This window comes from Acidovorax sp. FG42 (assembly GCF_057809195.1).
In genome coordinates this window covers 135,966-162,427 of sequence record NZ_JBMDJM010000004.1, presented here as the reverse complement: position 1 = coordinate 162,427, position 26,462 = coordinate 135,966, and the positions used below count along the sequence as shown (strand labels likewise).

23 protein-coding genes are annotated in these 26,462 nt (G+C 66.6%); 13 read left to right on the top strand and 10 right to left on the bottom strand.

The window, feature by feature from the left end; all coding sequences use genetic code 11:
• Positions 1-319: 319 nt before the first annotated feature.
• Positions 320-2,452, top strand: coding sequence for a replication restart helicase PriA (priA, locus tag ACODSM_RS06630; protein WP_488804790.1), 2,133 nt, complete (start codon positions 320-322; stop codon positions 2,450-2,452).
• Positions 2,453-2,548: 96 nt separating this feature from the next.
• Here priA and ACODSM_RS06625 read toward each other — a convergent pair whose 3' ends face one another.
• Entirely contained in the window at positions 2,549-4,510 is a 1,962-nt protein-coding gene (locus ACODSM_RS06625; protein WP_488804733.1) for a gamma-glutamyltransferase family protein, read from the bottom strand.
• A gap of 335 nt (positions 4,511-4,845) precedes the next feature.
• Here ACODSM_RS06625 and ACODSM_RS06620 point away from each other — a divergent pair, with 335 nt between their 5' ends.
• Positions 4,846-5,127: a cupin domain-containing protein gene (locus tag ACODSM_RS06620; RefSeq protein WP_108625916.1), complete on the top strand. Its 282-nt coding sequence runs from the start codon at positions 4,846-4,848 to the stop codon at positions 5,125-5,127.
• Positions 5,128-5,155: 28 nt separating this feature from the next.
• Here ACODSM_RS06620 and ACODSM_RS06615 read toward each other — a convergent pair whose 3' ends face one another.
• Positions 5,156-6,109 carry an AEC family transporter gene (locus ACODSM_RS06615; protein WP_488804732.1) on the bottom strand — a complete coding sequence of 318 codons (954 nt, stop codon included), beginning with the start codon at positions 6,107-6,109 and terminating at the stop codon, positions 5,156-5,158.
• A 111-nt stretch (positions 6,110-6,220) separates the two neighbouring features.
• The gene (locus ACODSM_RS06610) at positions 6,221-7,510 is read right to left on the bottom strand and encodes an ABC transporter substrate-binding protein (protein ID WP_488804731.1); all 1,290 of its coding nucleotides are present in this window, start codon (positions 7,508-7,510) and stop codon (positions 6,221-6,223) included.
• Positions 7,511-7,824: 314 nt separating this feature from the next.
• On the opposite strand from ACODSM_RS06610, the gene ACODSM_RS06605 reads away from it, so the two are divergent.
• The 4 genes from ACODSM_RS06605 to ACODSM_RS06590 all read left to right on the top strand — a co-directional run bounded on the left by ACODSM_RS06605 (position 7,825) and on the right by ACODSM_RS06590 (position 12,452).
• A complete protein-coding gene (locus ACODSM_RS06605; protein ID WP_110961829.1) occupies positions 7,825-9,924 on the top strand; it encodes an ATP-dependent helicase in 2,100 nt (699 codons plus the stop codon).
• 180 nt (positions 9,925-10,104) lie between these two features.
• Positions 10,105-10,458: a hypothetical protein gene (locus tag ACODSM_RS06600; protein WP_488804730.1), complete on the top strand. Its 354-nt coding sequence runs from the start codon at positions 10,105-10,107 to the stop codon at positions 10,456-10,458.
• A complete protein-coding gene (locus ACODSM_RS06595) occupies positions 10,455-11,690 on the top strand; it encodes a phospholipase A (protein WP_015015967.1) in 1,236 nt (411 codons plus the stop codon). Before ACODSM_RS06600 ends, ACODSM_RS06595 begins: the two co-directional genes overlap by 4 nt.
• 375 nt (positions 11,691-12,065) lie before the next feature.
• Positions 12,066-12,452, top strand: a complete 387-nt coding sequence (locus tag ACODSM_RS06590) for a hypothetical protein (RefSeq protein ID WP_488804729.1) — start codon at positions 12,066-12,068, stop codon at positions 12,450-12,452.
• A 71-nt stretch (positions 12,453-12,523) separates the two neighbouring features.
• On the opposite strand, the gene ACODSM_RS06585 is transcribed toward ACODSM_RS06590, so the two are convergent.
• The gene (locus ACODSM_RS06585) at positions 12,524-13,003 is read right to left on the bottom strand and encodes a universal stress protein (protein ID WP_488804728.1); all 480 of its coding nucleotides are present in this window, start codon (positions 13,001-13,003) and stop codon (positions 12,524-12,526) included.
• Positions 13,004-13,136: 133 nt separating this feature from the next.
• Here ACODSM_RS06585 and tgt point away from each other — a divergent pair, with 133 nt between their 5' ends.
• The 4 genes from tgt (at position 13,137) to ACODSM_RS06565 (ending at position 17,023) form a co-directional block, all read left to right on the top strand.
• Positions 13,137-14,309 carry a tRNA guanosine(34) transglycosylase Tgt gene (gene tgt / locus ACODSM_RS06580; RefSeq protein ID WP_488804789.1) on the top strand — a complete coding sequence of 391 codons (1,173 nt, stop codon included), beginning with the start codon at positions 13,137-13,139 and terminating at the stop codon, positions 14,307-14,309.
• Positions 14,310-14,561: 252 nt separating this feature from the next.
• Complete coding sequence (locus ACODSM_RS06575) at positions 14,562-14,900, top strand: hypothetical protein (RefSeq protein ID WP_488804727.1); 339 nt, start codon at positions 14,562-14,564, stop codon at positions 14,898-14,900.
• 60 nt (positions 14,901-14,960) lie between these two features.
• Positions 14,961-15,539 (top strand): LuxR C-terminal-related transcriptional regulator, encoded by a 579-nt coding sequence (locus ACODSM_RS06570; protein WP_488804726.1) that lies wholly within the window; start codon positions 14,961-14,963, stop codon positions 15,537-15,539.
• Positions 15,540-15,613: 74 nt separating this feature from the next.
• Positions 15,614-17,023 (top strand): GGDEF domain-containing protein, encoded by a 1,410-nt coding sequence (locus ACODSM_RS06565; RefSeq protein ID WP_488804725.1) that lies wholly within the window; start codon positions 15,614-15,616, stop codon positions 17,021-17,023.
• Positions 17,024-17,057: 34 nt separating this feature from the next.
• Here the strand turns inward: ACODSM_RS06565 and ACODSM_RS06560 are convergent, their stop codons facing one another.
• From ACODSM_RS06560 to ACODSM_RS06545, 4 genes are all read right to left on the bottom strand, one after another.
• Positions 17,058-18,110, bottom strand: a complete 1,053-nt coding sequence (locus ACODSM_RS06560; RefSeq protein WP_108627145.1) for a zinc ribbon domain-containing protein — start codon at positions 18,108-18,110, stop codon at positions 17,058-17,060.
• Positions 18,111-18,228: 118 nt separating this feature from the next.
• Positions 18,229-19,080, bottom strand: coding sequence for a DUF2145 domain-containing protein (locus ACODSM_RS06555; protein WP_488804788.1), 852 nt, complete (start codon positions 19,078-19,080; stop codon positions 18,229-18,231).
• 14 nt (positions 19,081-19,094) lie between these two features.
• Complete coding sequence (locus tag ACODSM_RS06550) at positions 19,095-19,580, bottom strand: hypothetical protein (RefSeq protein ID WP_488804724.1); 486 nt, start codon at positions 19,578-19,580, stop codon at positions 19,095-19,097.
• 132 nt (positions 19,581-19,712) lie between these two features.
• Positions 19,713-20,201 (bottom strand): YiaA/YiaB family inner membrane protein, encoded by a 489-nt coding sequence (locus ACODSM_RS06545; protein WP_476018180.1) that lies wholly within the window; start codon positions 20,199-20,201, stop codon positions 19,713-19,715.
• A 293-nt stretch (positions 20,202-20,494) separates the two neighbouring features.
• Between ACODSM_RS06545 and ACODSM_RS06540 the strand changes: the two genes are divergently transcribed.
• Both ACODSM_RS06540 and ACODSM_RS06535 read left to right on the top strand, forming a co-directional pair.
• On the top strand, positions 20,495-21,676 hold the full coding sequence (locus ACODSM_RS06540; RefSeq protein ID WP_488804723.1) for a saccharopine dehydrogenase family protein: 1,182 nt from the start codon (positions 20,495-20,497) through the stop codon (positions 21,674-21,676).
• 109 nt (positions 21,677-21,785) lie between these two features.
• The gene (locus ACODSM_RS06535; RefSeq protein ID WP_488804787.1) at positions 21,786-22,688 is read left to right on the top strand and encodes an EamA family transporter; all 903 of its coding nucleotides are present in this window, start codon (positions 21,786-21,788) and stop codon (positions 22,686-22,688) included.
• Positions 22,689-22,713: 25 nt separating this feature from the next.
• On the opposite strand, the gene ACODSM_RS06530 is transcribed toward ACODSM_RS06535, so the two are convergent.
• The gene (locus ACODSM_RS06530) at positions 22,714-23,229 is read right to left on the bottom strand and encodes an Lrp/AsnC family transcriptional regulator (protein WP_488804722.1); all 516 of its coding nucleotides are present in this window, start codon (positions 23,227-23,229) and stop codon (positions 22,714-22,716) included.
• Between the two features lie 161 nt (positions 23,230-23,390).
• On the opposite strand from ACODSM_RS06530, the gene ACODSM_RS06525 reads away from it, so the two are divergent.
• Positions 23,391-24,407, top strand: a complete 1,017-nt coding sequence (locus tag ACODSM_RS06525; protein WP_488804721.1) for a 1-aminocyclopropane-1-carboxylate deaminase — start codon at positions 23,391-23,393, stop codon at positions 24,405-24,407.
• Positions 24,408-24,502: 95 nt separating this feature from the next.
• On the opposite strand, the gene ACODSM_RS06520 is transcribed toward ACODSM_RS06525, so the two are convergent.
• Positions 24,503-26,443, bottom strand: a complete 1,941-nt coding sequence (locus ACODSM_RS06520; protein WP_488804720.1) for an MFS transporter — start codon at positions 26,441-26,443, stop codon at positions 24,503-24,505.
• Positions 26,444-26,462 lie beyond the last annotated feature (19 nt).

Below are 26,462 nucleotides of genomic sequence, written 5' to 3'. Positions count from 1 at the left end.
GCTGTCCGACTTATGCACACAAAACGTGATGCAGCGCAACATCGAGACGCCGAATGGGCTTAGCACAAAAATCGAAGCTAAATTTCTTCAGATGATTGATTCATAAGGATTTTTTTGGAGTGCCGCATTTCCGGGCAATCTGTTCGCAGCCAGTATTCATGCGGCTTGGGCGGGGGTCCAGGCGGGATGTCAACAAAGTTATCCACAGAAATCCGGGATTACTCACACACCCTCGACAAATCAAGCACTTAGCCGCCAAAGCTCCAGATCACATCCACAACGCGCACTAAGCTCGCCAGCCACCCCATAGCCCGTGTCTATGCCCACCCACATCGTCCACGTTGCCCTGCAAACGCCCTCGCACAGCGGGGTCGGCGACCTGCTGAGCTACGCCAGTGAGCGCCCGCTCTCACCCGGAACGCTAGTGCGTGTGCCCCTGGGCACGCGCGAGGTGCTGGGCGTGGTGTGGGATGCCGACGAGGCCCCTGGCGAGCTGCCCGATGGCGCCACCCTGCGCCCCATCGCCGGCGTGCTGGAGGGTGTGGCGCCCCTGGATGCGCCGTGGCGCCGACTGGTGGGGTTTGCGGCGCGCTACTACCAGCGGGCCTTGGGCGAAGTGGCGCTGGCCGCCCTGCCCCCCCAGTTGCGCGACCTGCGCCCCGAGCAGTTGGCGCGGCGGCTGCGGCGCCCGGCCAAGGGCGCTGGAGACGCCTCAGGCACTATTGAAAACATAGCACTCACCGCAGAGCAGGAAAGCGCCAGGGCCCGAATTTCTGCAGAAAAAGGACCCTTCCTGCTGTTTGGCAGCACGGGCAGCGGCAAGACCGAGGTGTATCTGCGCTGCGTGCAGGAGATGCTGGAGGCCGACCCCACCGCCCAAGCGCTGGTGATGGTGCCCGAGATCAACCTCACGCCCCAGCTGGAGGAGCGGTTTGCAGGCCGCTTTGCGCCGCGCTTCGGCCCCTGCGCCGTGGTGTCGCTTCACAGCGGCATGACGAACCCGCAACGCCTGGCCAGCTGGCTGGCCGCCCATGGCGGCAGCGCACGCATCGTGCTGGGCACGCGCATGGCGGTGTTCGCCAGCCTGCCGGGATTGAAACTCATCGTGGTCGATGAAGAGCACGACCCCAGCTACAAGCAGCAAGAAGGTGCGCGCTACTCGGCCCGCGACCTGGCCATCTGGCGCGGACGCGAGCAGGGCGCGAAGGTGATCCTGGGCTCGGCCACCCCGTCGCTGGAAAGCTGGCACGCCAGCCGCCCGCCCACGGCCGAGGACCCCGAGGGCGGCCGCTACGTGCGCCTGCACATGCCCAGCCGCATCGGCGCCGGAGCCCTGGCCCGTGTGCGCCGGGTGGACATGAACCAGCAGCCCCGCCGCACCGTGTTCAGCGCGCCGCTGCTGCAGGCCATCACCGAACGCGTGGCGCGCGGCGAGCAGAGCATGATCCTGCTGAACCGCCGGGGCTACGCGCCCGTGCTGCACTGCGTGGACTGCGGCTGGAAGAGCGACTGCCCACACTGCAGCGCGCACCAGGTGTTCCACAAGACCGACCGCACCCTGCGTTGCCACCACTGCGGCTACACGGTGCGCGTGCCGTTTCACTGCCCGACCTGCGGCAGCCCCGACATCCACCCCATGGGCAAGGGCACCGAGCAGCTGGAGGAGCAGCTGGGCACCCTGCTGCGGGAGGTGCTGCGGCCCGACCGCACGCCCGCCCGCATCGCCCGCATCGACGCCGACACCACCAAGGCCAAGGGCGCGCTGGAGGCCCAACTGGCGCAGGTGCATTCGGGCGAGGTGGATGTGCTGGTGGGCACGCAGATGATTGCCAAGGGGCACGACTTTCGGCGCATCACGCTGGTGGCTGCGGTGCAGCCCGATGGCGCACTCTTCAGCAGCGACTTCCGCGCCGCCGAGCGGCTGTTTGCGCTGCTGATGCAGGCTGCAGGCCGCGCCGGGCGCGACGCTGCCTACATGGCCGCCCAAGCGGTGCACGGCACGCAGCCCGAAATGTGGGTGCAGAGCTTTCACCCCCAGCACGCCGTGTTCGAGGCGCTGCGCAAGCACGACTACGAGACCTTCGCCGCCCAGCAGCTCAAGGAGCGCGAAGAGGCGGCCATGCCCCCGTTCTCGTACCAGGCGCTGGTGCGGGCCGATGCGCGCACGCAGGAGGTGGCGCAGGGCTTTCTGACCGCGGCCACCGCCGCCGCCCACGCCGCGCAGTTGCCCGGTTTGCCCGACGGCACGGTGATCCTGTTCCCGCCCGTGCCGCTCACGATCCAGCGCGTTGCCAATGTGGAGCGCGCCCAGATGCTGATGGAGAGCAGCAGCCGCGCCACCCTGCAGCGCTTTCTGGCCGCATGGCAGCCGATATTGCAAGCCACGCGCAGCCAGCCGGAGCACAAGGGGTTGATCCGCTGGCTGGTGGACGTGGACCCACTAGCCATCTAAGTCCGCCCGGCAGGCCCACACAGCGGCCTCAATACAAAGCAACGGGGGCTGCGCTTTTCAACGCAGCCCCCGTCTCGTCAGAGCGTGGTTCGCCGGTTACAGCGCGCCGTCACCCAGCACGATGCCTTCACGGCGGGGGTCCACCCCGCCTTCCAGCCGGGTCTGGCCGTTGCGGTTGACCCGCATGATGGTGGACACGCCGCTCGACTGCGCGGCGTTGTTCACCGTGTGGCCCTTGGCCTTGAGGCCGTCGATCAGCCCGGTGAGGTCCAGCGCCGTGTTGGCGCCGTCCACGTTGGTGGTGGGGCTGTTGGTGGCGCCAAAGTTCACCAGCGACGTGGCTTGCTGGGCATCGAGGTTCCAGTCCACCGCGCCGACCACGGTCTTGAGCACGTACTGGATGATGGTGCCGCCGCCGGGCGAGCCCGTGGCCATCACGAAATCACCCGGCTCCGTGCCCTTGAACACCAGCGTGGGCGCCATGGTGCTGCGGGGGCGCTTGCCGGGCGCCACGCGGTTGGCAATGGGCACACCGGCGCCGTCAGCCGGCTGGGCCGAGAAGTCGGTGAGCTGGTTGGTCAGCAGAAAGCCGCCCACCATGTGGAACGAGCCCATGCTGGACTCGACCGTGGAGGTCATCGACACCACGTTGCCGTAGGCATCCACGATGGAGAAGTGCGTCGTGCCGCGCTCCACCGTCTTGTCCACGCCCAGAGGCACATCGCCCAGCGCCCCTGCCGACGCCGTTCCCAGCGACTTGCCGTCCGGCTGGATCAGCGCCGCGCGCTGCTTGAGGTAGGCCTTGTCCAGCATGGTGGACACGCCCTTGCCGGGCAGCGGGATGAAGTCGGTGTCGGCCACGTACTTGTCGCGGTCGGCATAGGCCAGGCGCTCTGCCTCGGACACCAGGTGCACGCCCATGACGCTGGGTACGCCGCCTTCGTTGGTGGGGTTGGTGGGGCCGTATTTGGAAAGGTCGAAGTTCTCCAGAATGCCCAGCGCCTGCGCAATGGCGATACCGCCCGATGACGGTGGCGACATGGTGCAGACGTAGTAGCTTGCGCGGTAGGTGGTGCACACCGGTTCGCGCTTCTTGGCCTGGTAGTTCTTGAGGTCGTTCACCGTCATCAGGCTGGGGGTGATGGGCGTCTTGGCCGCATCGTCGCCCACCGCCTGGGCCGCCTTGGCCACGATGGCTTCGGCCAGGGGGCCAGAGTACAAGGCGTTGGCGCCGCCGCTGGCCAGCGTGCGCAGCGTCTGTGCATACGGCAGGTTGGTCGTCACGGTGCCGGTGGCCTTGGGTGTGCCGTCGGCATTGAAGAAGGCGGCGACCGCATTCGCGTCCAGCGCCAGGCTGGCGGCGTTGCCCTTGATGGCGTCGCCCATGCGGCCCGGAATGCGGTAGCCGTTGGTGGCCAGCTGAATGCCTTCGTCGAACAGCTTGTCCCACCCCAGCTTGCCGTGTTCCTTGTGGGCCATGTCCAGCATGCGCATCACGCCGGGCACGCCAATGGAGCGGCCGCTGCGCCGGGCGCTGGGCACGGGTGCGGGGGACGAGGCGTCGCCCTGGTCCTGGCGCACCAGGTAGTAGCCATTGGCGGCAGCAGGGGCGGTCTCGCGGCCGTCGTATGCCACAACCTTCTTGGTGTTGGCGTCGTAATACATCATGAAGGCGCTGCCCGCCAGCGTGCTGGACTGCGGCTCCACCAGGCCCAGCACGGCCTGCACGGCCACGGCAGCGTCCACCGCCGTGCCGCCGGCTTTGAGCACGTCACAGCCGGCCTTGGTGGCCAGCGGGGTGTTGGCCACCACCATATATTTGCTCGATTGCTTGGCCTTGTAGCCCAGGCGGTAGCCCGATGCCGCCTCGGGCGCGGCCGGGTCGCCCGCCACGCCAGAGCCCACCACCACGGCCGATCCGGAGCTGGACACCACCGAGCAGCTCTGGGCATTGTTGTCCACGGCCAGGTCGTTGTCCGAGCCGCTGCCGCAACCCGACAGCACCAGCGCAACGGCCACGGGCGTGAGTGCCCACAGCGCGATATTCCTCTTCCTCATAGTGAATCTCCTGTTGTTGTCCGTTCGTGGGCATGGATTGACCACGCCACATCGTCGGCGCAAAAGGCATGCCATGTCGAATGTTTTTTCGTATCGTTTTCTCAAGGCAGCCATCTCAGGAAGGCAACGACAGGCAGGCCAAAGCGGCGGCACGGCAGCGGGATGGTCACGTTGGCTGGGCGACTCCCACGCGCGATCCCCGCATGAAACTGGGAGCAAATCCGGCGGTAGCGCTAGTGCATCATGCGCTGGCAGCTATCATTTTTGAGAGTCCGAGCCCCCACCCTGGCTTTGAGCCCGCACCTACACTGCCCCGTACCGCAGCAGGAGACCCCATGACCCCCGAACAATTTGCAGACGAACTGGCCCGCGAGGGCTTCGAGCCCGCCGTCACCGTGACCCGCGAGGCCGGCGGCATGCTGGGCGACCACACGCACCCGTTCGAGGCCAAGGCGCTGATCCTGTCGGGCGATATCCGCATCGCCACGGCTACGTCAGAACGTGTGTACCAGGCGGGCGATGTCTTTCACCTGGCGGCCGAAGAGCCGCACTCGGAGTTCTACGGAATGCTGGGCGTGCAGTACCTGGTGGGACGCAAGACGCCGGCAGCGGCCTGAGCCCACCGCACCGCAGCGGCCTGGCGGCTCAGGTCAGCAGCGCGACGGCGGCAGAGAAGCTCAAGAACGCCAGCGCGGTGGACACCAAAATGATGCGCGCCACACGCCCGTTGTTGGCGCCAAACTTCTCGGCCAGCAGCGACACGTTGCTGGCGCTGGGCAAGGCTGCGAGCAGCACCATCACCGTGAGTGCAAACGGCGTGAGCGGCACCCCCAGTGCCATGGCCGCGGTGCCTGCACCCCACACCAGCAACGGGTGCGCCAGCAGCTTGGCCAGCGCCACCGGCACGTAGTCGCGCGCGGGCACCTGTTCGTGCTGGTTCATCTGCGAACGGGCCAGCACCGCGCCGATGGTGAACAGCGCGACGGGCGAGGCCGCATCGGCCAGCATGGCGATGGTCTTGTCCACCGGGCCGGGCAGCTTGAACTGCAGCGCCGACGCCAGCGCCCCCAACGCAATCGACCAGGGCATGGGGTTGGTGGCCATGCCCCTGAAGGCGTTCTTCAGCGCCACGCCCACACCGTGGGTGCCCGCACCATCCAGGCGCGAGAGCGCGATGCACAGCGAGCTGGTGATGACCATGTCCACCACGATGGTGACGATGGCCGGGCCCGCGCTCTGCGCGCCCAGGAGGGCCACCAGCAGCGGCACGCCCATGAAGCCGGTGTTGGGGAAGGCCGCAACGAGCGCCCCAAAGGCGGCATCGTTCCAGCCGATGCGCGCGTTGCGCGTGAGCGCCACCGTGGCCCCCACCATCACGAGCGCACACAGCACATAGACGCCCGCCACGGCTGGGTCCAGCAGTTGCCCGATGGGCGTGCTGGCGCCAAAGCGGTACAGCATGCAGGGCAGCGCAAAGTACAGCACGAAGGCGTTGAGCCCCGGAATGGCCGGCTGCGGCAGCACGCCGCGCCGCGCGGCAAGGTAGCCGCAGAGCACGAGCGCGAAGAAGGGAAAGGTGATGAGCAGGACGGACAGCACGGCCCGATTGTGCTTGTTGCGCCTGCAGCCAGGGCCTGCAGCCCACTAGGTGGTCAGCGCAAAGTCAGGTGGGTGGGCTCGCGGGTGGCGAGCGCAGGCACCCGCTTTTTGTTATTGCTTGCGCTGGATGATGAGGTTGCGCTTGGCATCCTCGGGGTAGGCAAAGGTGATGGCACCGTTCTTGACCATGCCCATGACCAGCATGTTGCGCGTGATCGCGTCCTTGTCCTGCGCGCTGAAGGGCTTGTCGTAGGTGGTGACCACGCCGTAGTAGGTCTTCATCTTGCCCTCCAGCGACTCCTTGATGGCCTTGCCGTTCAGGTTGCCGTCGCGGATGCCGAGGAAGGAATACATCAGCAGATAGGTGGCGTCGTAGGCGTTGGCTGCTGCCATGGGCACGGCCACCTTGCCTTGGTACTTGCGGGTGTAGCTCGACAGGAACGATGCCCGGCGCTCGTTGCTGGGCTCGGCGATGAAGGTCTGCACCATAAGCGCGCCCTCGGCCGCGTCCTTGGCGCCTTCGAGGAAAAACGGGAAGGACAGCGGCCACGGCCCCACCTGCGGCACCTTCCAGCCAATGGCCTTCTTGCCGTTGGCAATGGTGGCGTTCTCCGGCCCCACGGTGTAGCTGTAGACCACGTTGGCACCCGCGTTGCGCGCCGCAGTCAGCTCGGCCGTCAGGTCCTTCACCCCCAGATCAAAGCGCGCCACATGCACAGGCTTGAGGTTCTTGGCTGCCAGCGCGGCTACCACGTCGTTGTAGCCGCCTTCGCCATAGCCGGTCTTGTCGGCAAAGATGGCGACCTTGTCCCAGCCGCGTTTGACGATGTCGTCCACCAGGAAGGGCGCTTGGATCGCGTCGCGCGCCTGCACGCGGAAGATGTAGCTGTCGGGCGCGGGGTATTTGGCCGTGACGGCCGTGCCCGTGGCGCAGGGCACGATGAGCGGGCTTTTGGCGTCCTGGAACAGATCGATGGCCTTGAGCGCCACGCCGGTGTTGCAAAAGCCGATGGTGGCGACAACCTTCTCGGCCAGCAGCTCCTGCGACACCTTGCGGCCCTGGTCGGGGTCGGCCCTGTCGTCCTTGACGACCAGCTCCAGCGGGCGGCCCAGGTAACCGCCCACGGCATTGATCTCATCCACCGCCAGCTTGATGCCATTGAGCATGGGCACGCCAAAGTCGGCCGACGGCCCGGTGAAAGGCCCTACCACGCCGATGCGCGCGGGGGCGTTACCCCCCGCCTGCGCATGCGCCGCCCGTGGCAGCAGCGCCGCGCCCGCCAGCACGCCGGCAACCGCCAGGGCGGCGCATGCGGCCCAAGCAGGCAGGGGCAACCGACCGTGGACCGCCCGGGGCGTAGCGGCGGTCAAAGCGATGGAAGGCGGGGTCACAGGGTTCATGGCGGTGCTCGGTTCACAACACTCCCCTCCCGGTGGGGGAGGGACTCGCCAACCAGTATCAAATTGTGAAAACAAAGCCCCTAGCGGGGTTTCCCGGAGCACTGGGCCTGCCCCATGGGCTGCGGGGCGCTCCTGTCAGCCGACCGTCAGGCACCGGTCGCGCGTGGGCGACCAGGGCATGCCGGGGGGTACGCCGGTATCATTGCGCCCTTGCGCTGCACGTCCCCTCGGCGTGCACCCCACGCCCGTGGCGCCCACCGCCCCGCGCCTGTCCGGTTCCCCCTTCGCCTCTTTCTGCACGTTCCTTCTTCTCCATGTCTGCCGGTCTCAATCTCGCCCAGCTCCAGGCCGTTCACTACACCGACGGGGCCTGCCTCGTCCTGGCAGGGGCTGGCTCGGGCAAGACGCGGGTGATCACCATGAAGATCGCCCACATGATCGAAAAAGGGATGGACCCCAAGCGCATTGCGGCCATCACCTTCACGAACAAGGCCGCGTCCGAAATGCGCGAGCGCGCCGGGCACCTGATTGGCAAACGGGCCAAGGACGTGCTGATCTGCACCTTCCACGCGCTGGGCGTGCGCATGGTGCGCGAGGACGGCCATGTGCTGGGCCTCAAGCCCCAGTTCAGCATCCTCGACGCTGACGACGTCACGGGCATCCTGAAGGAAGCCTCGGGCGGCACCACCGACATGGCCACGGCGCGCCAGTGGCAGTGGGTGATCAGCAAGTGGAAGAACATGGGCCTGACCTCCGAACAGGCCCTGGCCCAGGCGGCGGACGACAACGAACGCATCATCGCCACGCTGATGGCGCGCTATGAAGAACGCCTGGCGGCCTACCAGAGCGTGGACTTTGACGACCTGATCGGCATGCCGCTGCGCCTGCTGCGCGACTTCCCCGAAGTGCGCGCCAAGTGGCAGGCCGCGCTGGGCCATGTTCTGGTGGACGAATACCAGGACACCAACGCCACGCAGTACGAGCTGCTCAAGCTGCTGGTGGGCGAAAAGGGACACTTCACGGCCGTGGGCGACGATGACCAGTCCATCTACGGCTGGCGTGGCGCCACGCTGGACAACCTCAAGAAACTGCCGGTGGACTACCCCCACCTCAAGGTCATCAAGCTGGAGCAGAACTACCGCTCCACCAGCGCCATCCTGCGCGCCGCCAACAACGTGATCGGCCCCAACCCCAAGCTGTTCCCCAAAACGCTGTTCAGCGAACTGGGCGAAGGCGAGCCGGTGCGGGTGGTGGATGCCGACAACGAGGAGCACGAAGCCGAGCGCGCCGTAGCCCGCATCCAGAGCCTGCGCGCCGCCAGCAACCCACCGCCGGACTGGAAGAGCTTCGCCATCCTGTACCGCGCCAACCACCAGGCCAAGCCGTTTGAAAAGGCGCTGCGCAAGGCCAACATTCCGTACAAGGTCTCGGGCGGCACCAGCTTTTTTGACCGGGCGGAAATCAAGGACCTGTGCGCCTGGTTCCGTCTGTGGATCAACAACGACGACGACCCGGCGTTTCTGCGCGCCATCACCACACCCAAGCGCGGCATTGGCCACACCACGCTCGCAGCGCTGGGCGCGTTTGCCACGCAGCACAAGCAGAGCATGTTCGGTGCGCTGTTCAACGGCATGCTACCGGCCGCCGTGCCCAAGCGCGCCATGGACGGTCTGCATGAGTTTGGCCGCTACATCAACTACCTGGAGTACAGCGCCCGCCGCACCGTCGGCGCCGAAGACGCCCGCGCCTTTCTGAATGAATGGCTCAAGGAAATCGGCTACGAGCAGCACCTGTACGACAACGAAGACAGCGAGAAGGTGGCCGCCGCCCGCTGGAGCAACGTGATGGAGTTCTGTGACTGGATGGCCCAGCGTGCGGGCGGGCAGATTGACGACACCGCGGGCGCTGTGGTGGCCAAGGAGACCAAGAGCTTGCTGGAAGTTTCGCAGACCATTGCGCTGCTCTCCACCATCAGCGAGCGCGAGCAGGAGCAGGACATGGTCACGCTCTCCACCCTGCACGCCAGTAAGGGGCTGGAGTGGCCGCATGTGGTGCTGGTGGGTGTGACCGAGGGCATGCTGCCCTTCAAGCTGGACGACGACGAAGGCCGCCAGCAGAAGGTGACCGACGACGTGCTGCAGCGCCTGCAGGAGGAGCGCCGCCTGATGTATGTGGGCATCACCCGCGCCCAGCGTACCCTGGCCGTGAGCTGGACCAAGCGCCGCAAGAAGGGCCGCGAAATGGTGGCCGCACAGCCCAGCCGCTTCATCGCCGAAATGGGCCTGGACAAGACCACCGCCCGCGAAGACCCGCGCGAAAAGCTCAAGGCCCTGCGCGCCGAGTTTGCAGCCAAGGCACAGGCCACCACGGCGGCCAACGCCGCTGCGGCCGCCAACCCGGCGCCCACCGCCTGAGAGCGCACACGCACCATGGCAAAACACCCCAGCACGTATCCCCATCCATGCTCGACCCTGCCTCGTGGCCGCGGCGCCTGGAGCATTGCTGCGCTTTTGATAGCTATCAGCGCTTGTCCTACAAGCGCCATCGGCCAAAAAGGCCCACAATCCACGGCGGCATGCCCAGCGGCGGCAGAGATGGACCACCAACACCTGCAGGGCCAGTGGCGCGCCGAGCTGCAGGCCCCTGCGCCGGGAGACAAGCCCACCACGGCCACGCTGCAACTGGGCCCGCACCCCGAGCTGGCACAGAGCGTGCGTGGCACCGTGGTGCGCGGCGGCACCACGGCCCAGGTCAGTGGTGACGTCGATGGCGGCGACCTGACCCTGGAAGAATCGATCAACGGCACCAACATCAGCGCCACCTGGTCTGGCCAGGTGGTCGATGGAAGTTGCGGCAAGGAAATACGCGGAACATGGAACAACGCCCACCCCACCCCCACCACGCCGTCGGCACCGTTTGTGCTGCGCAAACAGGCGGCCTGGCAATGAGCGCCATAACGCACGTGCCCGCTGCGCCCCATCGGCACCGCTCTCTGGCCCTGCTGCTGGCGGTCGCCCTGGCCCCGGCCGGCGCGGCACTGGCGCAATCAGCCCCAGCCGCAGCCACCGGCGCCGCAACAGGGACCGACGCAGCCTTGCGCCGCTGCACCGCTCTGTCCAGCGACAACCAGGCGCGCCTGGCCTGCTTTGATGCCTGGGCGGCCGAGCAGGCGCAGGCGGCTCCTGCGGGTGGGCAGGCGTGGCAAGCCCCCGCGGCATCAGCCAACGCCAGCGGAGTAACGTCTTCGTCGGCCGTGCCACCACCGGTGGACGCCACGCTGCCCGCCACGCGCATCATCGACGTGGCGCGCACTGAAGGCTGCCGCGACCCACAGTACAGCGACCTCTCCCGCTTCTGGGAGCTGGAGACGGGCACCGACTGCGGCACGTTCAGCTTCCGCGGCTACCGCCCGATCACGGTGTCGGTGGTGGCATCGAGCAGCGTGAACCGCCAGCCCACGTCGGATGCCGACGGCAACTCGGCCACCGACTCCACGCCGTACCGCCGCACTGAAAACCGCATCCAGCTGTCCGTGCGTACCAAGATCGCCCAGGGCATGCTGACCCAGGGCCACCCCACGCTCAAGGATTCGCTGTGGTTTGGCTACACACAGCAGTCGTACTGGCAGCTGTTCACGCCCGAGATCTCGCGCCCCTTCCGCGCCACCGACCACGAGCCCGAGCTGATGTACGTGTACCCCACCACGGCGCAGCTGCCGTTTGGCTGGAAGTGGCGCTACAGCGGCATCGGCCTGGTGCACCAGTCCAACGGCCAGAGCAAACCCCTGTCGCGCAGCTGGAACCGCGCGTACCTGATGACCGGCATCGAGTTGGACAACCGCTTCAGCGTGAACGCCCGTATCTGGAAGCGCATCCCCGAAAGCGCGGGCAGCGACGACAACCCGGGCATCAGCGACTACATCGGCCGGGGCGAGCTGTCGCTGCTGTGGAACGTGAACAAGGACAACACCCTGGGCGCCACCGTGCGCCACACGCTGGCCAGCAGCGACCGGGGCTCGGTGCGCGTGGAGTGGCTACAGGCCCTGGGCACCGGCCTGTTTGGCAGCAAGAGCAACCTGCGCCTGCACACCTCGCTGTTCAGCGGCTATGGCGACAGCATGATCGACTACAACCGCAAGCGCACTGTGTTCAGCGTGGGGTTGAGTCTGGTGGATTTTTAGCAGCGACACCCCCCTGAGGCGCTGCGCGCCTTCCCCCCGCTCTCACATCGCTACGCGATGTGGGCAGGGGGACGCAGCCCTCGCTGCGGGGCGGCCCTTGCTTGGCTGCCCGCGCCTGGGGCCGTGCCAGTTGCATACGCCTTGGAGGAGACACCGACTAGCAGTAGCCCAAGGCGGGGCAAAGGCGCTCACAACTCGTTACGACATCGTTCTCAAGTTTCTCTGGATGGCGCCGACACGCGGCCACAATGGCACGCGCACAAAAACCGGCGTGGCCCCGTGCGAGAGGCGTTCAAAAGAGCCCTTTTCCCACCGTTTAACCTGCCATTGCCCGCAGCGTGCACCCTCGAAAATGCGCCCAGAGAGGAACACACCATGGACATGCAATACCAGCTCAAGGCAGGCAGCTATTACCTGTATGACATGCGCGAGGCGCCCAGTGCCGTCACGGGGGAACGCCGGTTCAAGCTCAAGACGGACACCGTGGCCATTGCGTTCGATGCGCACACGGGAGAGGTGCACCAGCATGGCAGCCCCACGCGCATCCAGTCGTGGGCCAACAACACTCGCCGTCGGCTCCGCGCAGCCGGAGCGCAAGATATTGCGAATGACATCGTGGTGGTGTCGGGTCCGCTGCCCGTGGATGAACTGAACAAATGCCTGTGGGTGCGCGGTTACGTGCGCCGCATGTTTTCGCGTCTGGCCACCTTGCCCCACGGCAAGCTGCAACGGCCAGCCGAGCCGTTTCGCAAGGCGGCCTGAACCGCATTTGCCGCAACCACCTTTCCCCTCTAAGGGCCGCGCACAGCGGCCCTTTTTCATGGGGCTCGCCGTCAGGCTTCGGCGTCTTCCGCCAGATCACCCTCCACCCCTTCCAGCACCTCCGCATGCTTCACGATGGTGACAGGCACGGGGCTGGCATGCGCCACCTCTTGCGACACCGACCCCAGGAGTGCGCTGGTGATGGCGCCCTGCCCCTTGGCGCCAATGATGACCATGTCACAGCCCGAGCGCTCGATCATGTCCACCAGGGTGTGCGCCACATCGCCCACACCCACATCAGTCTCGTAGGCCACCCCGGCGGCATCGAGCAACGCCCGGGCGGATGCCATGAGGTGCTCACCCGCCTCCAGGCTGGCGGCGGCGATCAGGTCGGGGTCGCGAGTGGTCACCAGTTCGTACAGCGTGGCGGGCTCCTGCACATTGGCCAGCACCATCGTGGCCTGGAGCCCTTGGCGCACCAGTGCGAGTGCATGGTGCACGCCATCCAGGGAGAGTTCAGAGCCGTCCACGGCGATGAGGATCTTGAGCATGCGGTTCTCCTTGTGTATGCGTGAAGACCAGTGTAGCGACGCTATCGGCCAGCGCCACCCCAAAAGCCTGTTCAAAGCCTTGCGCCAGGTCAGCAGGGCCTCATTCGGCCCGTCTGGGACAATGCACACCATCATGCTGCAGTTCGAACTTCTCAAAACCGACCCCACCAGCCACGCACGCCGTGGCCAGCTCACGCTCAACCATGGCGTGGTGCAGACCCCCATCTTCATGCCCGTGGGCACCTATGGCACCGTCAAGGGCGTGATGCCGCGCAGCCTGCACGACATGGGCGCGCAGATCATCCTGGGCAACACCTTCCACCTGTGGATGCGCCCGGGCCTCGACGTGATGCAGAGCTTTGGCGGCCTGCACGGGTTTGAAAAGTGGGACAAGCCCATCCTCACCGACTCCGGCGGCTTCCAGGTCTGGAGCCTGGGTGCCATGCGCAAGATCACCGAAGAAGGGGTGACCTTTGCCAGCCCCGTCAATGGCGACAAGCTTTTCATGTCGCCCGAGGTGAGCATGCAGATCCAGACCACGCTCAACTCCGATATCGTGATGCAGCTCGACGAGTGCACGCCCTACGAGACCAAGGGCCACAAGACCACCGAGGCCGAAGCGCGCAAAAGCATGGAAATGAGCCTGCGCTGGGCCAAGCGCAGTCAGGACGAGTTTCACCGCCTGAACAATCCCAACGCGCTGTTTGGCATCGTGCAGGGCGGCATGTACAAGAACCTGCGCCAGGAGTCGCTGGAGCGCCTCGTCGAGATGGACTTCCCAGGCTACGCTGTGGGCGGCGTGAGCGTGGGCGAACCCAAGGACGAGATGCTGGACATCATGGCCCACACGCCCCACCGCCTGCCCGCACACAAGCCCCGCTACCTGATGGGCGTGGGCACGCCCGAGGACCTGGTGCAGGGCGTGGCCGACGGCGTAGACATGTTCGACTGTGTGATGCCCACCCGCAACGCGCGCAACGGCACGATGTTCACGCGATTTGGCGACCTGAAGATCCGCAACGCCCGCCACAAGGCGGACCATAAGCCGATGGACACCAGCTGCACCTGCTACGCCTGCGCGGGCAGCTCAGGCGTTTCGTGGGACGACGGCGGGCGCGAAGGCTTCAGTCGTGCCTACCTGCACCACCTGGACCGCTGCGGCGAAATGCTGGGCCCCATGCTGACCACCGTGCACAACCTGCACTACTACCTGAACCTGATGCGCGAGGTGCGCGAGTCGCTGGAGGCCGGCACCTTTGCCCAGTTCCGCGCGCAGTTCAAGGCCGACCGGGCGCGCGGCGTGTGAGCTGCGGAGATGCCTCCCGCCAGAATGCTATTTTTTACATAGCACCTCAGGCATGATCCACTAGCGCATCGGGACCAAATCATTCCAAAACTCCTGCGTCACCTGCTGCACTGGCCCCTGCGGGCCCTCACGGGCCTGGGCAGCGGCCTGCTGGCGCTGCTGATCCTGTTCGAGGAATGGGGCTGGGAGCCTCTGCAGCGCCTGCTGGCGCGCATCGGCCGCTGGCCGGGGCTGCGCTGGATCGAGGGCTGGGTGCGCTCCCTGCCTCCCTGGGCGGCGGTGGCCCTGTTTGCGCTGCCCACTGCAATGCTGCTGCCGATCAAGCTGCTGGCGCTCTGGGCCATCGGGCGCGGGCATGTGGTGCTGGGCATGCTGGTCATCGTGCTGGCCAAGGTGGTCGGCACTGCGGTGGTGGCGCGACTGTTCACTCTTACGCAGCCTGCGCTCATGCAACTGCGCTGGTTTGCCTGGGCGCATGCGCACTGGCTACAGATCAAGCACGCGGTGCTCGAACGCGCCCGCGCGTCGTGGGCCTGGCGCGTGGCGCGCGTCGTTCAAAGGCAATGGCGGCTGCGCTGGCGCAGGCGCTGATCACGCGGTCCGGTCCGTGTCACCGCAACGCACCCGAGGGACTGCTGCAAAATCCGCCCCATGTCCGCACGCCCAACCGCATCAGCACCGCCCCTGAACGAAGCGCTGGAGCTGGCTTTCAACCTGGCTCCCGTAGGTATGTGTGTGACCCGAGACCGCTGCATCGAGATCTGCAACGACGCCTTTGCCCGCATCTTTGGCTACGAGCAGGCCGAGCTGCTGGGCCAGCCGCTGGCGCCGCTTTACCCGTCGCTGGATGAGTTCACCCACACGGGCAACCTGGGCCTGCCCGCCATGATGGACACCGGCAGCTACAGCGACGAGCGTGTCATGCGCCGCCGAGACGGCACGCTGTTCTGGTGCCATGTGGTGGGCCGGGCGCTGGACCGTGCCCACCCGTTTGCGCGGGCGGTATGGATGTTTGAGGACATCTCGCACCGCCGCGTGGTCAGCACCCCACTCACGGTGCGCGAGCGCGAGGTGGCCCAGCACATCGTGACCGGCGCCACCAGCAAACAGATTGCACGCCACCTGAACATCAGCCACCGCACGGTGGAGGCCCACCGGGGGCGGCTGATGCGCAAGCTGGGCGCCACCAGCACCGGCGAATTGGTGGCCCTGCTGCTGGGCATGCCCTGACACCGGGGACAATCGGGGGCCATACGCCCCCGCCCACGCCCCTGCACGCCCCCTCGCACGCATCCGCTGCCCACATGCCGCCCGCCCTGCCCCGCTTTTTTGCCCCTGCCCGGACCGTCCCACCGCCCGTGGCCTGGGCAGGCCTGGCGCTGCTGATCTTTGCCGCCTGCCTGGTGGGCATCTTTGCGCGGCCCATCGGCTTTTTGTCGGCGTTCTGGCCTGCCAATGCACTGCTGCTGGGGCTGCTGGTGCGCTACCCGCATCTGGCGCGGCCGCCCGCCTGGGTGGCGGCCGCAGTGGGCTATGTGGCGGCCGACCTGGTCACCGGCAGTGCCTGGGGCATGGCCCTTTGGCTCAATGCCGCCAACCTGCTGGGCGCCACCGCCGGTTGGCTGGTGCTGCGGGGGCTGGACGAGCGCATCCTGCGGCTGCAGCGCACGGTGGCGGCGCTGTATCTGCTGCTGGCAGCACTGGCGGCCAGCGCGGTGGGTGCGCTGGCAGGCTGTGGCGCGGCACCGGTGTATTTCGACTCTCCGTGGACGGACCTGCTGTCGCTGTGGTTCAGCACCGAGCTGATGAACTACATGCTCATCGTGCCCGTGGTGCTGGCTGCGCCGCGCGCGGCAGACCCGCCCTCGCATACCCAGGACACCCCCCTGTTCTGGCGCGTCGCACCCGTCAGTTCGCTGGTGCTGGCCGAGGGCATCCGCACACTCATCGGCGGGCCCGGCATGCTGGCTTTTGTCGTGCCCGGGTTGCTGTGGTGTGCGCTGAGCTACAGCGCCTTCACCTCCAGCCTGCTGTCGCTGGTGGTGTGCCTGTGGACCATGGCGGGTGTGGCCACGGGTGTGCTCAATTTCACGCCGGCCCATGCGGGCGATGTGTTCTCGCTGCGCGTGGGCGTCACGCTGCTGGCCCTGGGGCCCCTGGCCGTGGCCTGCGCCAGCGCAGCACGCGCCGAGGCCCTGCGGCGCCTGCACCATGCCGTGCGCCACGACGACCTGACAGGCGTGCTGGCCCGCCGCGCACTGCTCAAACAGGGCGATCGCCTGCTGGAGCGCTACCAGCGTGAATCCACCGGGCTGGCGGTGATGATGGTGGACGTGGACCACTTCAAGCAGGTCAACGACCAGCACGGACACGGCGCGGGCGACCGGCTGCTGGTCAGCATTGCGCAGACCATGGCGCGCGCACTGCGCGCCGACGACGTGCTGGGCCGCATGGGGGGCGAGGAGTTTGCCGCCGTGCTGCCCGGCGTGTCCCCCACCGAGGCCCAGGCCATTGCCGAACGGGTGCGCAGCGCCGTGGAACGGCAGGCGCTGGATGCGACACAGGGCGGCCCCCAGCGGGCCACCGTCAGCATTGGCCTGGTGCACAGCGCCACCCTGGGCGCAGATGCCGACATGGACACCCTGCTACTGGCCGCCGACACGGCCCTGTACCGCGCGAAGGCCGAGGGGCGCAACCGGGTGATGGTGGGCTAGGCCAAGCCCCGCATTGGCCGCGCCGCGGCCTGCCTCACTCCTGCGCCAGTTTCACACCCGCCCCGGTGCCGCAGGCATGGCAGAACCGTGCAAACGCGCTCTTGCGGGTGTTGCAGTGGCCGCAGTGGTCGAACAGGCCGATGCCGCAGTGCGGGCAAAAGTCGATCTTCTCGTTCTTCAGGTCCACGGGCCGCTCGCAGCCGGGGCACACGCTTTTGGCCAGCCGGGCCAGGGCCACGTCATAGCTCAGCTCCTTGCGGCGCTCCTGGTCGGGCAGGGCCTCGGCCAGCTTCTGGCGCTCCAGGTAGCGGTTGAGCGCCTGGATGGCGTAGCGCCCCACCACGGCCGTCACGGCAATGCCCACCACGTAGCGCACGTAGCCGCCATAGCTGGGCAGGTAGGGCACCAGCTCCACAAAGAAGGCAAACAGCGCAAAGAAGATGAAGCCCCACACAAACGGCCAGTAGGTGCTCTTGCGCTTCTTGACGAACAGCCAGCCGGCGGCGGCCAGCAGCGGCAGCGTGAGGGCCAGGCGGTACAGGAACACGCGCAGCTCGACCTTGCGGCGCTCGGCGGCGAGCTTCACATAGCCGTCAGACTCCATCTGGTTGAGCTGCTCCTGCCGGGCGGCTGCCGCCTGCCGGGCATCGAGTGCGGCCTGCTGCTGCGTCTCCACCGCCTGCTGGGCCTTGCGCTCCACCAGCTTGAGGGCGTCGAGCGCCTGGGTGCGCGCGATCACCTCGGGGTCCTGGTCGGCGCGCTGGGTGGCGCTGCGCGTGGACAGCCAGTTGTTGAAGCTCTCCCGCTCGGCCTGCACCTCGCTGCGCACCTTGCTGCGCTGCAGCTGGGCCTGCTCCAGCGCAGTCTGCGCGTCCTGCTCGGCCTGGCGCGCCGTTTTGACTTCGGCACGCAGCTTGTCGGCTGCGGTTTTGTCCAGAAAGTCGTCCACCCGCAGCGGGGTTTCGACCTTGGGCAGGTCGCCCACGATGGTGCCGCCCAGCCCGATGAGGAAGCTGGCAAACACCAGCGCCACCAGCCACAGGCCACGGCGGAACCATTTCTCGGACAGTCTCAGGGACTTGCTCATGTTCTTCTCCTCAGTGGCGCTGTGCGCCGGGTTGGGTGCGCGCGGTAGCGCACCGGCAAATGCTCTTCTTTTTATAGCTGCCAGCGCATATATTGATTGCGCCTGCTGGCATTTTGATTCAATTTTTGATCGCCAGCACCACCGGTGCGGCTGCCAGCTGGGTGCGCTGCATCCAGGCCAGCACCGAGTCAACGGTCACGGTCTCGATGCGGTCCGAGAACCGCTTTTCGTTCGGATGGTCGTCAAACGCAATGTTGGCCGACCCGACCCGCCCGCCCATGCGCGTGAGCGGCCCCAGCCTGAGCGTGGTGGGTTCGTAGCCCTTGAACTGCAGCCAGGCCTGCGCCTGGTCGCGCGAGCGCACGGTGGCGGGCTCCATGGCCATAGCGAGGGTCTCCAGCGCCCACTGGTTGGACTGCTGGTATTTGCGGCCCCACGCGTAGCTGACCATGCTGTAGGGCAGGTGCTGCAGCGTCTTGGTGCGGCCCTTGTCCTGCAGCACGGCCAGCAGGCGCTGCTGCACCTCGGGCGTGGGCACGGCATACACGGCCTCGTAGCGCCAGAGGTCGTCCAGAAAGAACTCGCCCAGGCCCTGGCGGTACAGGTGGCCCACGGCCGTGCCACATTCGTTGAGCTTGTGCGCCACGCGCCACGGGCCTTCGGTCGTCTTGTAGGCCCAGCCAAAGTGTGAGTAGCGCAGGCCGTATTTGGAGAGGTCCTGTCCCGCGCGGGCCAGGGCCACCACCTGCACGCCCGACTTGGCGTGCTCGGCATCGAGCGCGGCGGAGGTCTGCTCGGCCAGCTTCATGCCGCGCTCGATCACCTGCGGCGGAACGGGCTTGCGCGATTCGCAGGAGCGGCCAGCGTGTGCCGGCGTGGCGGCCAGCAGCGCGGCCCCTGCGAAGAACACCATGCCCACCACCGCAGGGATGCGCTGCGCGGGGTCGCGGCCAAGGTTCAGGGCCTTCATCATCGCGCTGCTCCTCACAGGCGCTCGTTGTGAAGCAGCGCACGGCCGATGGCATTGGGTACGAAGGCAATCGCCTCACCCGCTGCCGACAGGATCACACCCGTACCGATCACGCTGCAGGTGACCACTGTGCCCACCGCGTAGGCCGAGCCCGCCACACCGCGGCCGACCACCTCCACACTGACCTGCGCGCCGTCCGAGGCGCGCTCCAGCAAATACACCGTGCCCACGGCCGAGGCCTCCACCGCCCGCACCGTCAGCACCGCGCCGCCCACCGACAGCGCCGTCGGCACCGTCACCACCGCACCGGCGGCCGCCGAGGCCACCGACGCCGTGCCCACCACCGAGGCCACCGGCAACATCGACAGCGCGGCAGAAGCCTCGCTCTGCGCCCGGGCCGGTGCAGCGGCCACCAGGGCCGCACACACCACACCGGCCGCCAGCAGGGCGCGGGGCAGGCGCGCCGCAGAGCCCCACGAAGAAAACACGGTATTCATCATCATTCACTCCTCAGGGTACGGCCCGCCCACACACCCCAGGTGCGGGACAGACCGGGTCGAAAGACCAGAAAGAACCAGAAAGAAACTCGTCCAGAAGGGTGGCGGGTTGCCACCTGTGCCCACCGGGTGCGATCAGTTCGCGCTGCTGTTCTGGGCGGCAACTTGGGCCGCTTCGCGGCGGCCTTGCAGGCGGGCTTCGAGCAGGTCGGCCTCGTGGCGGTCGCGCAGCATCTTGGCGAGCGTAAAGGCGGTGGTGATGAGGTACAGCCAGCTCACGCCCAGAAACGCCTTGTAGGTCACGTTGATGTCCATGCTCAGCAGGCCCCAGCCCGTCAGGCCCATGGCCACCGCAAAGCCTCCCCACACCACCAGCTTCCACATGGGGGTATCGCCACCGCCACGGCGCGAGGCGCTTTCGTTGTCCCGCACAAACTTGGCCAACACAAACGCGGCCGAGAGACAGAACACGTAGCCCATCACCATAAACGCCTGCTCCAGTTGCTCGCCGGGCAACCATGCCAAGCCCACGGCGCAAAGAAAAACCGCGATGCCGAACGAGACCCACACCTGCAGCTGCCAGGCCTTGGTGTCACGCTGAACAACGATGGGAGAAGAAGACATTGCTGTGGTGCCCGAAGGGCGTTGGTTGAACACGGAACGAATGGTGCCCAGACGTAACTTGCGTGTCTGCATTGAACCGTAACAGTGGCCACTCGCAGGCCATCCGGTATCGTTTTGCGATACTTTTTCTCAGAAAATAGGGAGCAAGCCGTTGTTCAGGCCCTACGCTCCCCTCGCCATGCACCTGCGCGACAGAGGCTGCAGGCACGGCCACAGAGAATGGCGGCCTCTTCGGGCAAGGCAACTTCCGCCTGCCCCCGGACCTTGCACTTTTGACGGACGGAGCCCCCACCATGACCAAACCTTTTGACCTCGTCGTCCACGGCGCCACCGGCTTCACTGGCCGCCTGGTGGTCGAGTACCTGCTTCAACGCTACCCCGCCGGCAGCGGCCTGCGCTGGGCCATGGGAGGCCGCAATGCCGACAAACTCGCCGCCGTGCGCGACGAGGTGGGCGCCCCGGCCGACACACCGCTGGTCGTGACCGACACCAGCAACCCCGCCAGCCTGCAGGCGCTGATGGACGCCACGCGTCTGGTGCTGACCACCGTGGGCCCGTACCAGCTGTATGGCAACGAACTGGTGGCCGCCTGCGCCAAGGCCGGGGTGGACTATGTGGACCTGTGCGGTGAGCCCGCCTGGATGCGCCAAATGATCGACGCGCACGAAGCCGCCGCCAAAGCCAGTGGCGCGCGCATCGTGTTCTCGTGCGGGTTTGACTCCATTCCGTTCGACCTGGGCGTGTTCCTGCTGCAAAAGGAATTCCGCCACCGCTTCGGCCACCCGGCGCCCCGCGTGCGCGGCCGGGTACGCAAGATGAAGGGCACCTTCTCGGGCGGCACCGCCGCGAGCCTCAAGGCCACCATGGCCGCAGCCGCCACCCAGCCCGGCGTGCTGGACCTGTTGAAGAACCCGTTCTCGCTCACGCCCGGCTTCGAGGGGCCACGCCAGCCGTCGGGCAACAAGCCCATGGTGGACGAAGCATTGGGCGAAGGCGTGTGGGTGGCACCGTTCGTGATGGCCGCCATCAACACGCGCAACGTACACCGCTCCAACTTCCTGCTGCAGCACGCTTACGGCACCGATTTTGTCTACGACGAAATGCTCATCACCGGCCCTGGCGAAAAGGGCGAGGCCATCGCCAATGCGGTGGCGGGCGACAAGTCGCTGGGTTCGGACAAAGGCCCCAAGCCGGGCGAAGGCCCTTCGCGCGAGGAACGCGAGAACGGCTTTTACGATGTGCTGTTTTTGGGCACCGACGACGCAGGCCACACCCTGCGCGTGGGCGTGAAGGGCGACCGCGACCCGGGCTATGGGTCCACCTCCAAGATGATCACCGAAGCAGCGGTGTGCCTGCTGCAGGATGCTTCCGAGACATCTGGCGGTATCTGGACCACAGCGCCCGCGCTGGGTGATAGGCTGATCGCGCGGCTGCAGGCCAATGCGGGGCTGAGCTTCGCAGTCGAGCCAGCGTAACGCCTTCGGAATTTCTCCATGGTCTGGTCTGTTTTCGTTCCACTCTGGTCCTGAAACGTCCGGCCACCGGGCCGCTCCATCCCCGAGAATGCAGGGCATGAACACTGCCCTGCGCCCCCGCGACCTCGCCCTGGCCCTGCTCGTCATCGTGGTCTGGGGCCTCAACTTTGCTGTCATCAAGGTGGGCGTGGCCGGAGTGCCGCCCCTGCTGCTGGGCGCGCTGCGCTACCTGCTCGCAGCCTTCCCCGCACTGCTGTTCGTCAAGCCTCCCAAGGTGCCCCTGCGGCTGTACCTGCTGTACGGCATGACCATGGCCGTGGGCCAGTTTGCGCTGCTGTTCACCGCCATCCACATCGGCATGCCGTCGGGCCTGGCCTCGCTGGTGCTGCAGTCGCAGTCGTTCTTCACCTTGCTGCTGGCGGCGTGGTGGCTGCGCGAAAAATGGCATGGCAACCAGGTGGCAGGCCTGGCGCTGGCGGGCTGCGGGCTGGCGCTGATCGGCAGCGCGCATGGCGCCTCCATGCCCCTGGCAGGCTTTGCGCTGACCGTGGCGGCAGCCGCCATGTGGGGCTGCGGCAATATCGTCACGCGTGCCGTGGGGCGGTATGGGCCGATGAACCAGTTTGCCTTCATCGTCTGGTCCAGCGTAGTGGCGCCGCTGCCTTTTGTGGCGCTGTCGCTGTGGCTGGACGGGCCCGCCACGGTGTGGACGGCCGTGCAGCACCTGTCCTTCCAATCGATGGCCGCCGTGGCCTATATCGCGTGGATTTCGACGCTGCTGGGCTTCGGGCTGTGGACCTACCTCATGTCGCGCTACCCCGTGAATCGCGTGGCGCCCTTCACGCTGCTGGTGCCCGTGGTGGGCCTGACCGCGGGCTGGGTGGCGTTTGGCGAGCAGTTGCTGCCCGTGCACTTTGCGGGCGCCGGGCTCTTGATGGCGGGGCTGGTGGTCAACGTGTTTGGCGGCCCGGCCTGGGCGGCCATGATGGGGCGGCTGCGCGGCGCGCAGTGACCAGTGACCGAATAGAGGCAGACGGCTACACCGCCAGTGGCAGCTCGGTGGTCGACAGCACGTTGCGCAGCACCATGAACGAGCGCACCTGACGCACCCCCGGCAGGTAGAGCAGCTGCTCGGCGTGCAAGCGGTTGAAGCTGTCGTTGTCGCGCGTGCGCACCAGCATGAAGTAGTCGAACTCGCCGGTGACCACATGGCATTCCATGCAGCCCGACACCTTGGCCGCTGCCTTTTCAAACTCGGCAAACGACTCGGGCGTGGAGCGGTCCAGCACCACGCCAATCATCACCAGCATGCCCGCCCCCACGGCCTGGGGGTTGAGCAGCGCCACCACCTTGTCGATGAGCCCCAGGCGCCGCAGGCGCTCCACGCGGCGCAGACAGGCGGGCGGGCTCAGATGCACCTTGTCGGCCAGCGCGACATTGGACAGCGACGCATCACGCTGCAGCTGCCGCAGGATGGCTTTGTCGGTACGGTCCAGTTCGGCAGAGACATCGGCCTGTGGTGCATTCTTGGCACGAACTTTTGTTGCGTACATAAACAATTTGAAGAAATATTTTCTGCTTGCATTCTCTTTCAGAAAACTTAAACGCCGAAATTTTGACAATTTTTGCAACCACTTGATGCGCGTGTTTTTCTACGATGAAGGCACTGCAAGCCCCCCGCTTGCGACTCCTCTTCACCGACCGGAACACCGCCATGAACCTGCAGAAATTTGCCCGCCACCCGCTCACCTTCGGCCCCTCGCCCATCACGCCCCTCAACCGCCTGTCGGCCCACCTGGGCGGCAAGGTGCACCTGTACGCCAAGCGCGAGGACTGCAACAGCGGCCTGGCATTCGGCGGCAACAAGACGCGCAAGCTGGAGTACCTGATCCCCGAAGCCATCGCAGGCGGCTACGACACGCTGGTCTCCATCGGCGGCATCCAGTCCAACCAGACGCGCCAGGTCGCCGCCGTGGCAGCGCACCTGGGCATGAAATGCGTGCTGGTGCAGGAGAACTGGGTCAACTACTCCGACGCGGTGTACGACCGCGTGGGCAACATCGAGATGAGCCGCATCATGGGCGCCGACGTGAGGCTGGACGCTGCGGGCTTCGACATCGGCATCCGCCCCAGCTGGGAGCAGGCCATGGAAGACGTGAAGAAGGCGGGCGGCAAGCCCTTCCCCATTCCAGCCGGTTGCTCCGAGCACCCCTACGGCGGCCTGGGCTTCGTGGGCTTTGCCGAGGAAGTGCGCCAGCAGGAGAAGGAGCTGGGCTTTCAGTTTGACTACATCGTCGTGTGCTCGGTCACGGGCAGCACGCAGGCGGGCATGGTGGTGGGCTTTGCCGCCGACGGTCGGGCGCGCAAGGTGATCGGCATCGACGCATCAGCCAAGCCCGAGAAGACGCACGCGCAGATCCTGCGCATCGCGCAAAACACCGCACAGCTGGTGGAGCTGGGCCAGGAGATCACGGCCGAGGATGTGGTGCTGGACACGCGCTACGGCGGCCCCGAGTACGGCCTGCCCAACGAAGGCACACTGGAAGCCATCCGCCTGTGCGCGCGCCAGGAGGGCATGCTCACCGACCCGGTGTACGAAGGCAAGTCCATGCACGGGATGATCGACAGGGTGCGCAACGGCGAATTCCCCGAAGGCTCCCGCGTGCTGTATGCGCACCTGGGAGGGGTGCCGGCGTTGAACGCCTACAGCTTTCTTTTTCGCAACGGCTGATCAACCCAGCTCCACAGCCCAAGAGGAACAGGAACGCCTGGCGCGGCTGGCCAGGCTCTCACTGATCTGAAACGCCCCGCACAGGGACTGGCAGCTCATGCCGCGAGCAGCTTTTGCACCCGCTCGCGCAGCAGCGTGGGCTGCACCTCGGTCGGCGCGACGGCAGAGCCCACATTCAGCCCCACGCGGCTGTAGAAGCCCCGGCGGAACGGCCGCACCATGGCGCCGCCCTTTTCAATACGACTGAAGTACGAGCCCCACAGGTTGGTCAGCGCCATGGGGATCACCGGGGCCTCGACACCCTCGGCCTTCGCCCGTTCGATGATCTTCATGATGCCGCCCTTGAACTCCTGCAGCTGTCCGTCCTTGGTGATGCCCCCTTCGGGGAAGATGGCGAGCAGATCGCCTTCGCGCAGCACCTGTGCAGCACGGTCGAAAGCCGCTTCATAGGTCTTCGGGTCTTCCTTGTAGGGCGCAATCGGGATGGCCTTGGCCAGGCGGAACAGCCAGCCCAGCACCGGCACGCGGAAGATGCGGTGGTCCATCACGAAGTAGATGGGGCGCGGGCTGGCGGCCATGAGCAGCACGGCATCCACAAAGCTCACGTGGTTGCAGGCCAGGATGGAGGGGCCGGTGGACGGCAGGTTTTCATCGCCCTGCACCTTGAAGCGGTACACGAACCGGGAAGACACCCACGCGATGAAGCGCAGCAGGTACTCGGGCACCAACATGAAGATGTAGAACGCCACCACGGCGTTGGCCAGGCCGGTGAACAGGAAGATCTGCGGCACCGTGAAGCCCGCGCCCAGCAAGGCGCCGGCGATGAGCGAGCTGCCGATCATGAACAGCGCGTTCAGGATGTTGTTGGCCGCGATGATGCGCGCGCGGTGCGTGGGCTGGCTGCGCATCTGGATCAGCGCGTACATGGGCACGCTGTACAGGCCCGCAAACAGGCTGAGCAGCGCCAGGTCCAGCATCACGCGCCAGTGCGCGCCCTGGGCCATGAAGGCGGCCAGGCCCATGATCTCGGAAGGCGGCAGGCTGCGCGATGCAAAGTACAGGTCGATGGAAAAGACGCTCATGCCGATGGCGCCCAGTGGCACCAGGCCGATCTCGACGTGTCGGCGCGACAGCACCTCGCACAGCAGCGAGCCCACACCAATGCCGATGGAGAACACCACCAGCAGCAGCGACGCCACCTGCTCGTTGCCATGCAGCACGTTCTTGGCCAGGCTGGGGAACTGGCTCAGAAACACCGCGCCAAAGAACCACATCCAGCTGATGCCCAGCAGCGAGCGGAACACCACGATGTTCTCGTGCGCCAGCTTGAGGTTGCGCCAGGTTTCGGTGAAGGGATTCCAGTTGATGGTGAGCCCCGGGTCGGTGGCCGGCACCGAGGGAATGAACTGCGCCACCGCGCGCCCGACCAGTGCAGCCACCACACAGGCCACGGCCACGGTGGTGTGGCCGATGCCGGGCAATGCCACCAGCAAACCACCGGCCACATTGCCCAGCAAGATGGCCACAAACGTGCCCATCTCGACCATGCCGTTGCCGCCCGTCAGCTCACGCTCGTTGAGCACCTGGGGCATGTAGGCAAACTTGACCGGGCCAAACAGCGTGGAGTGCACGCCCATCAAGAAGGTGCACAGCAGCAGGATGGGGATGTTGCCCCCGATGAAACCCACGGCCGCCACCAGCATGATGGCGATCTCCAGGTTCTTCACGAAGCGGATCATCTTCGTCTTGTCGTACTTGTCGGTGAGCTGGCCGGACGTGGCCGAGAACAGCAGGAACGGCAGGATGAACAGCGCGCCAATCACCAGCCCCGCCATCGCGGGCGGCAGCCAGTCCACACTGAGCTGGTAAGTCACCATCACCGTGAAGGCGAACTTGAAGAGGTTGTCGTTGGCCGCGCCGGAGAACTGCGTCCAGAAAAAGGGGGCAAACCGCCGCTGGCGCAGCAGGGCAAACTGGTTCGGGTCCTCGTGCGTGGGTGCGGGGGCCACGCTGGTGGAGGCGGTGTCGGGGCTCATGCGTTTCTCCTCGTTTCCG

What these genes read in the sequence shown, in the direction of transcription:
- ACODSM_RS06625 (WP_488804733.1), bottom strand. Translation starts at nt 4,510, where the DNA reads ATGAGGAAGAGGAATATCGCGCTGTGGGCACTCACGCCCGTGGCCGTT.
- tgt (WP_488804789.1), top strand. Translation starts at nt 13,137, where the DNA reads ATGCTGCAGTTCGAACTTCTCAAAACCGACCCCACCAGCCACGCACGC.
- ACODSM_RS06595 (WP_015015967.1), top strand. Translation starts at nt 10,455, where the DNA reads ATGAGCGCCATAACGCACGTGCCCGCTGCGCCCCATCGGCACCGCTCT.
- ACODSM_RS06605 (WP_110961829.1), top strand. Translation starts at nt 7,825, where the DNA reads ATGTCTGCCGGTCTCAATCTCGCCCAGCTCCAGGCCGTTCACTACACC.
- ACODSM_RS06555 (WP_488804788.1), bottom strand. Translation starts at nt 19,080, where the DNA reads ATGAAGGCCCTGAACCTTGGCCGCGACCCCGCGCAGCGCATCCCTGCG.
- priA (WP_488804790.1), top strand. Translation starts at nt 320, where the DNA reads ATGCCCACCCACATCGTCCACGTTGCCCTGCAAACGCCCTCGCACAGC.
- ACODSM_RS06610 (WP_488804731.1), bottom strand. Translation starts at nt 7,510, where the DNA reads ATGAACCCTGTGACCCCGCCTTCCATCGCTTTGACCGCCGCTACGCCC.
- ACODSM_RS06530 (WP_488804722.1), bottom strand. Translation starts at nt 23,229, where the DNA reads ATGTACGCAACAAAAGTTCGTGCCAAGAATGCACCACAGGCCGATGTC.
- ACODSM_RS06545 (WP_476018180.1), bottom strand. Translation starts at nt 20,201, where the DNA reads ATGTCTTCTTCTCCCATCGTTGTTCAGCGTGACACCAAGGCCTGGCAG.
- ACODSM_RS06620 (WP_108625916.1), top strand. Translation starts at nt 4,846, where the DNA reads ATGACCCCCGAACAATTTGCAGACGAACTGGCCCGCGAGGGCTTCGAG.
- ACODSM_RS06600 (WP_488804730.1), top strand. Translation starts at nt 10,105, where the DNA reads ATGGACCACCAACACCTGCAGGGCCAGTGGCGCGCCGAGCTGCAGGCC.
- ACODSM_RS06560 (WP_108627145.1), bottom strand. Translation starts at nt 18,110, where the DNA reads ATGAGCAAGTCCCTGAGACTGTCCGAGAAATGGTTCCGCCGTGGCCTG.
- ACODSM_RS06520 (WP_488804720.1), bottom strand. Translation starts at nt 26,443, where the DNA reads ATGAGCCCCGACACCGCCTCCACCAGCGTGGCCCCCGCACCCACGCAC.
- ACODSM_RS06590 (WP_488804729.1), top strand. Translation starts at nt 12,066, where the DNA reads ATGGACATGCAATACCAGCTCAAGGCAGGCAGCTATTACCTGTATGAC.
- ACODSM_RS06565 (WP_488804725.1), top strand. Translation starts at nt 15,614, where the DNA reads ATGCCGCCCGCCCTGCCCCGCTTTTTTGCCCCTGCCCGGACCGTCCCA.
- ACODSM_RS06525 (WP_488804721.1), top strand. Translation starts at nt 23,391, where the DNA reads ATGAACCTGCAGAAATTTGCCCGCCACCCGCTCACCTTCGGCCCCTCG.
- ACODSM_RS06570 (WP_488804726.1), top strand. Translation starts at nt 14,961, where the DNA reads ATGTCCGCACGCCCAACCGCATCAGCACCGCCCCTGAACGAAGCGCTG.
- ACODSM_RS06540 (WP_488804723.1), top strand. Translation starts at nt 20,495, where the DNA reads ATGACCAAACCTTTTGACCTCGTCGTCCACGGCGCCACCGGCTTCACT.
- ACODSM_RS06550 (WP_488804724.1), bottom strand. Translation starts at nt 19,580, where the DNA reads ATGATGAATACCGTGTTTTCTTCGTGGGGCTCTGCGGCGCGCCTGCCC.
- ACODSM_RS06585 (WP_488804728.1), bottom strand. Translation starts at nt 13,003, where the DNA reads ATGCTCAAGATCCTCATCGCCGTGGACGGCTCTGAACTCTCCCTGGAT.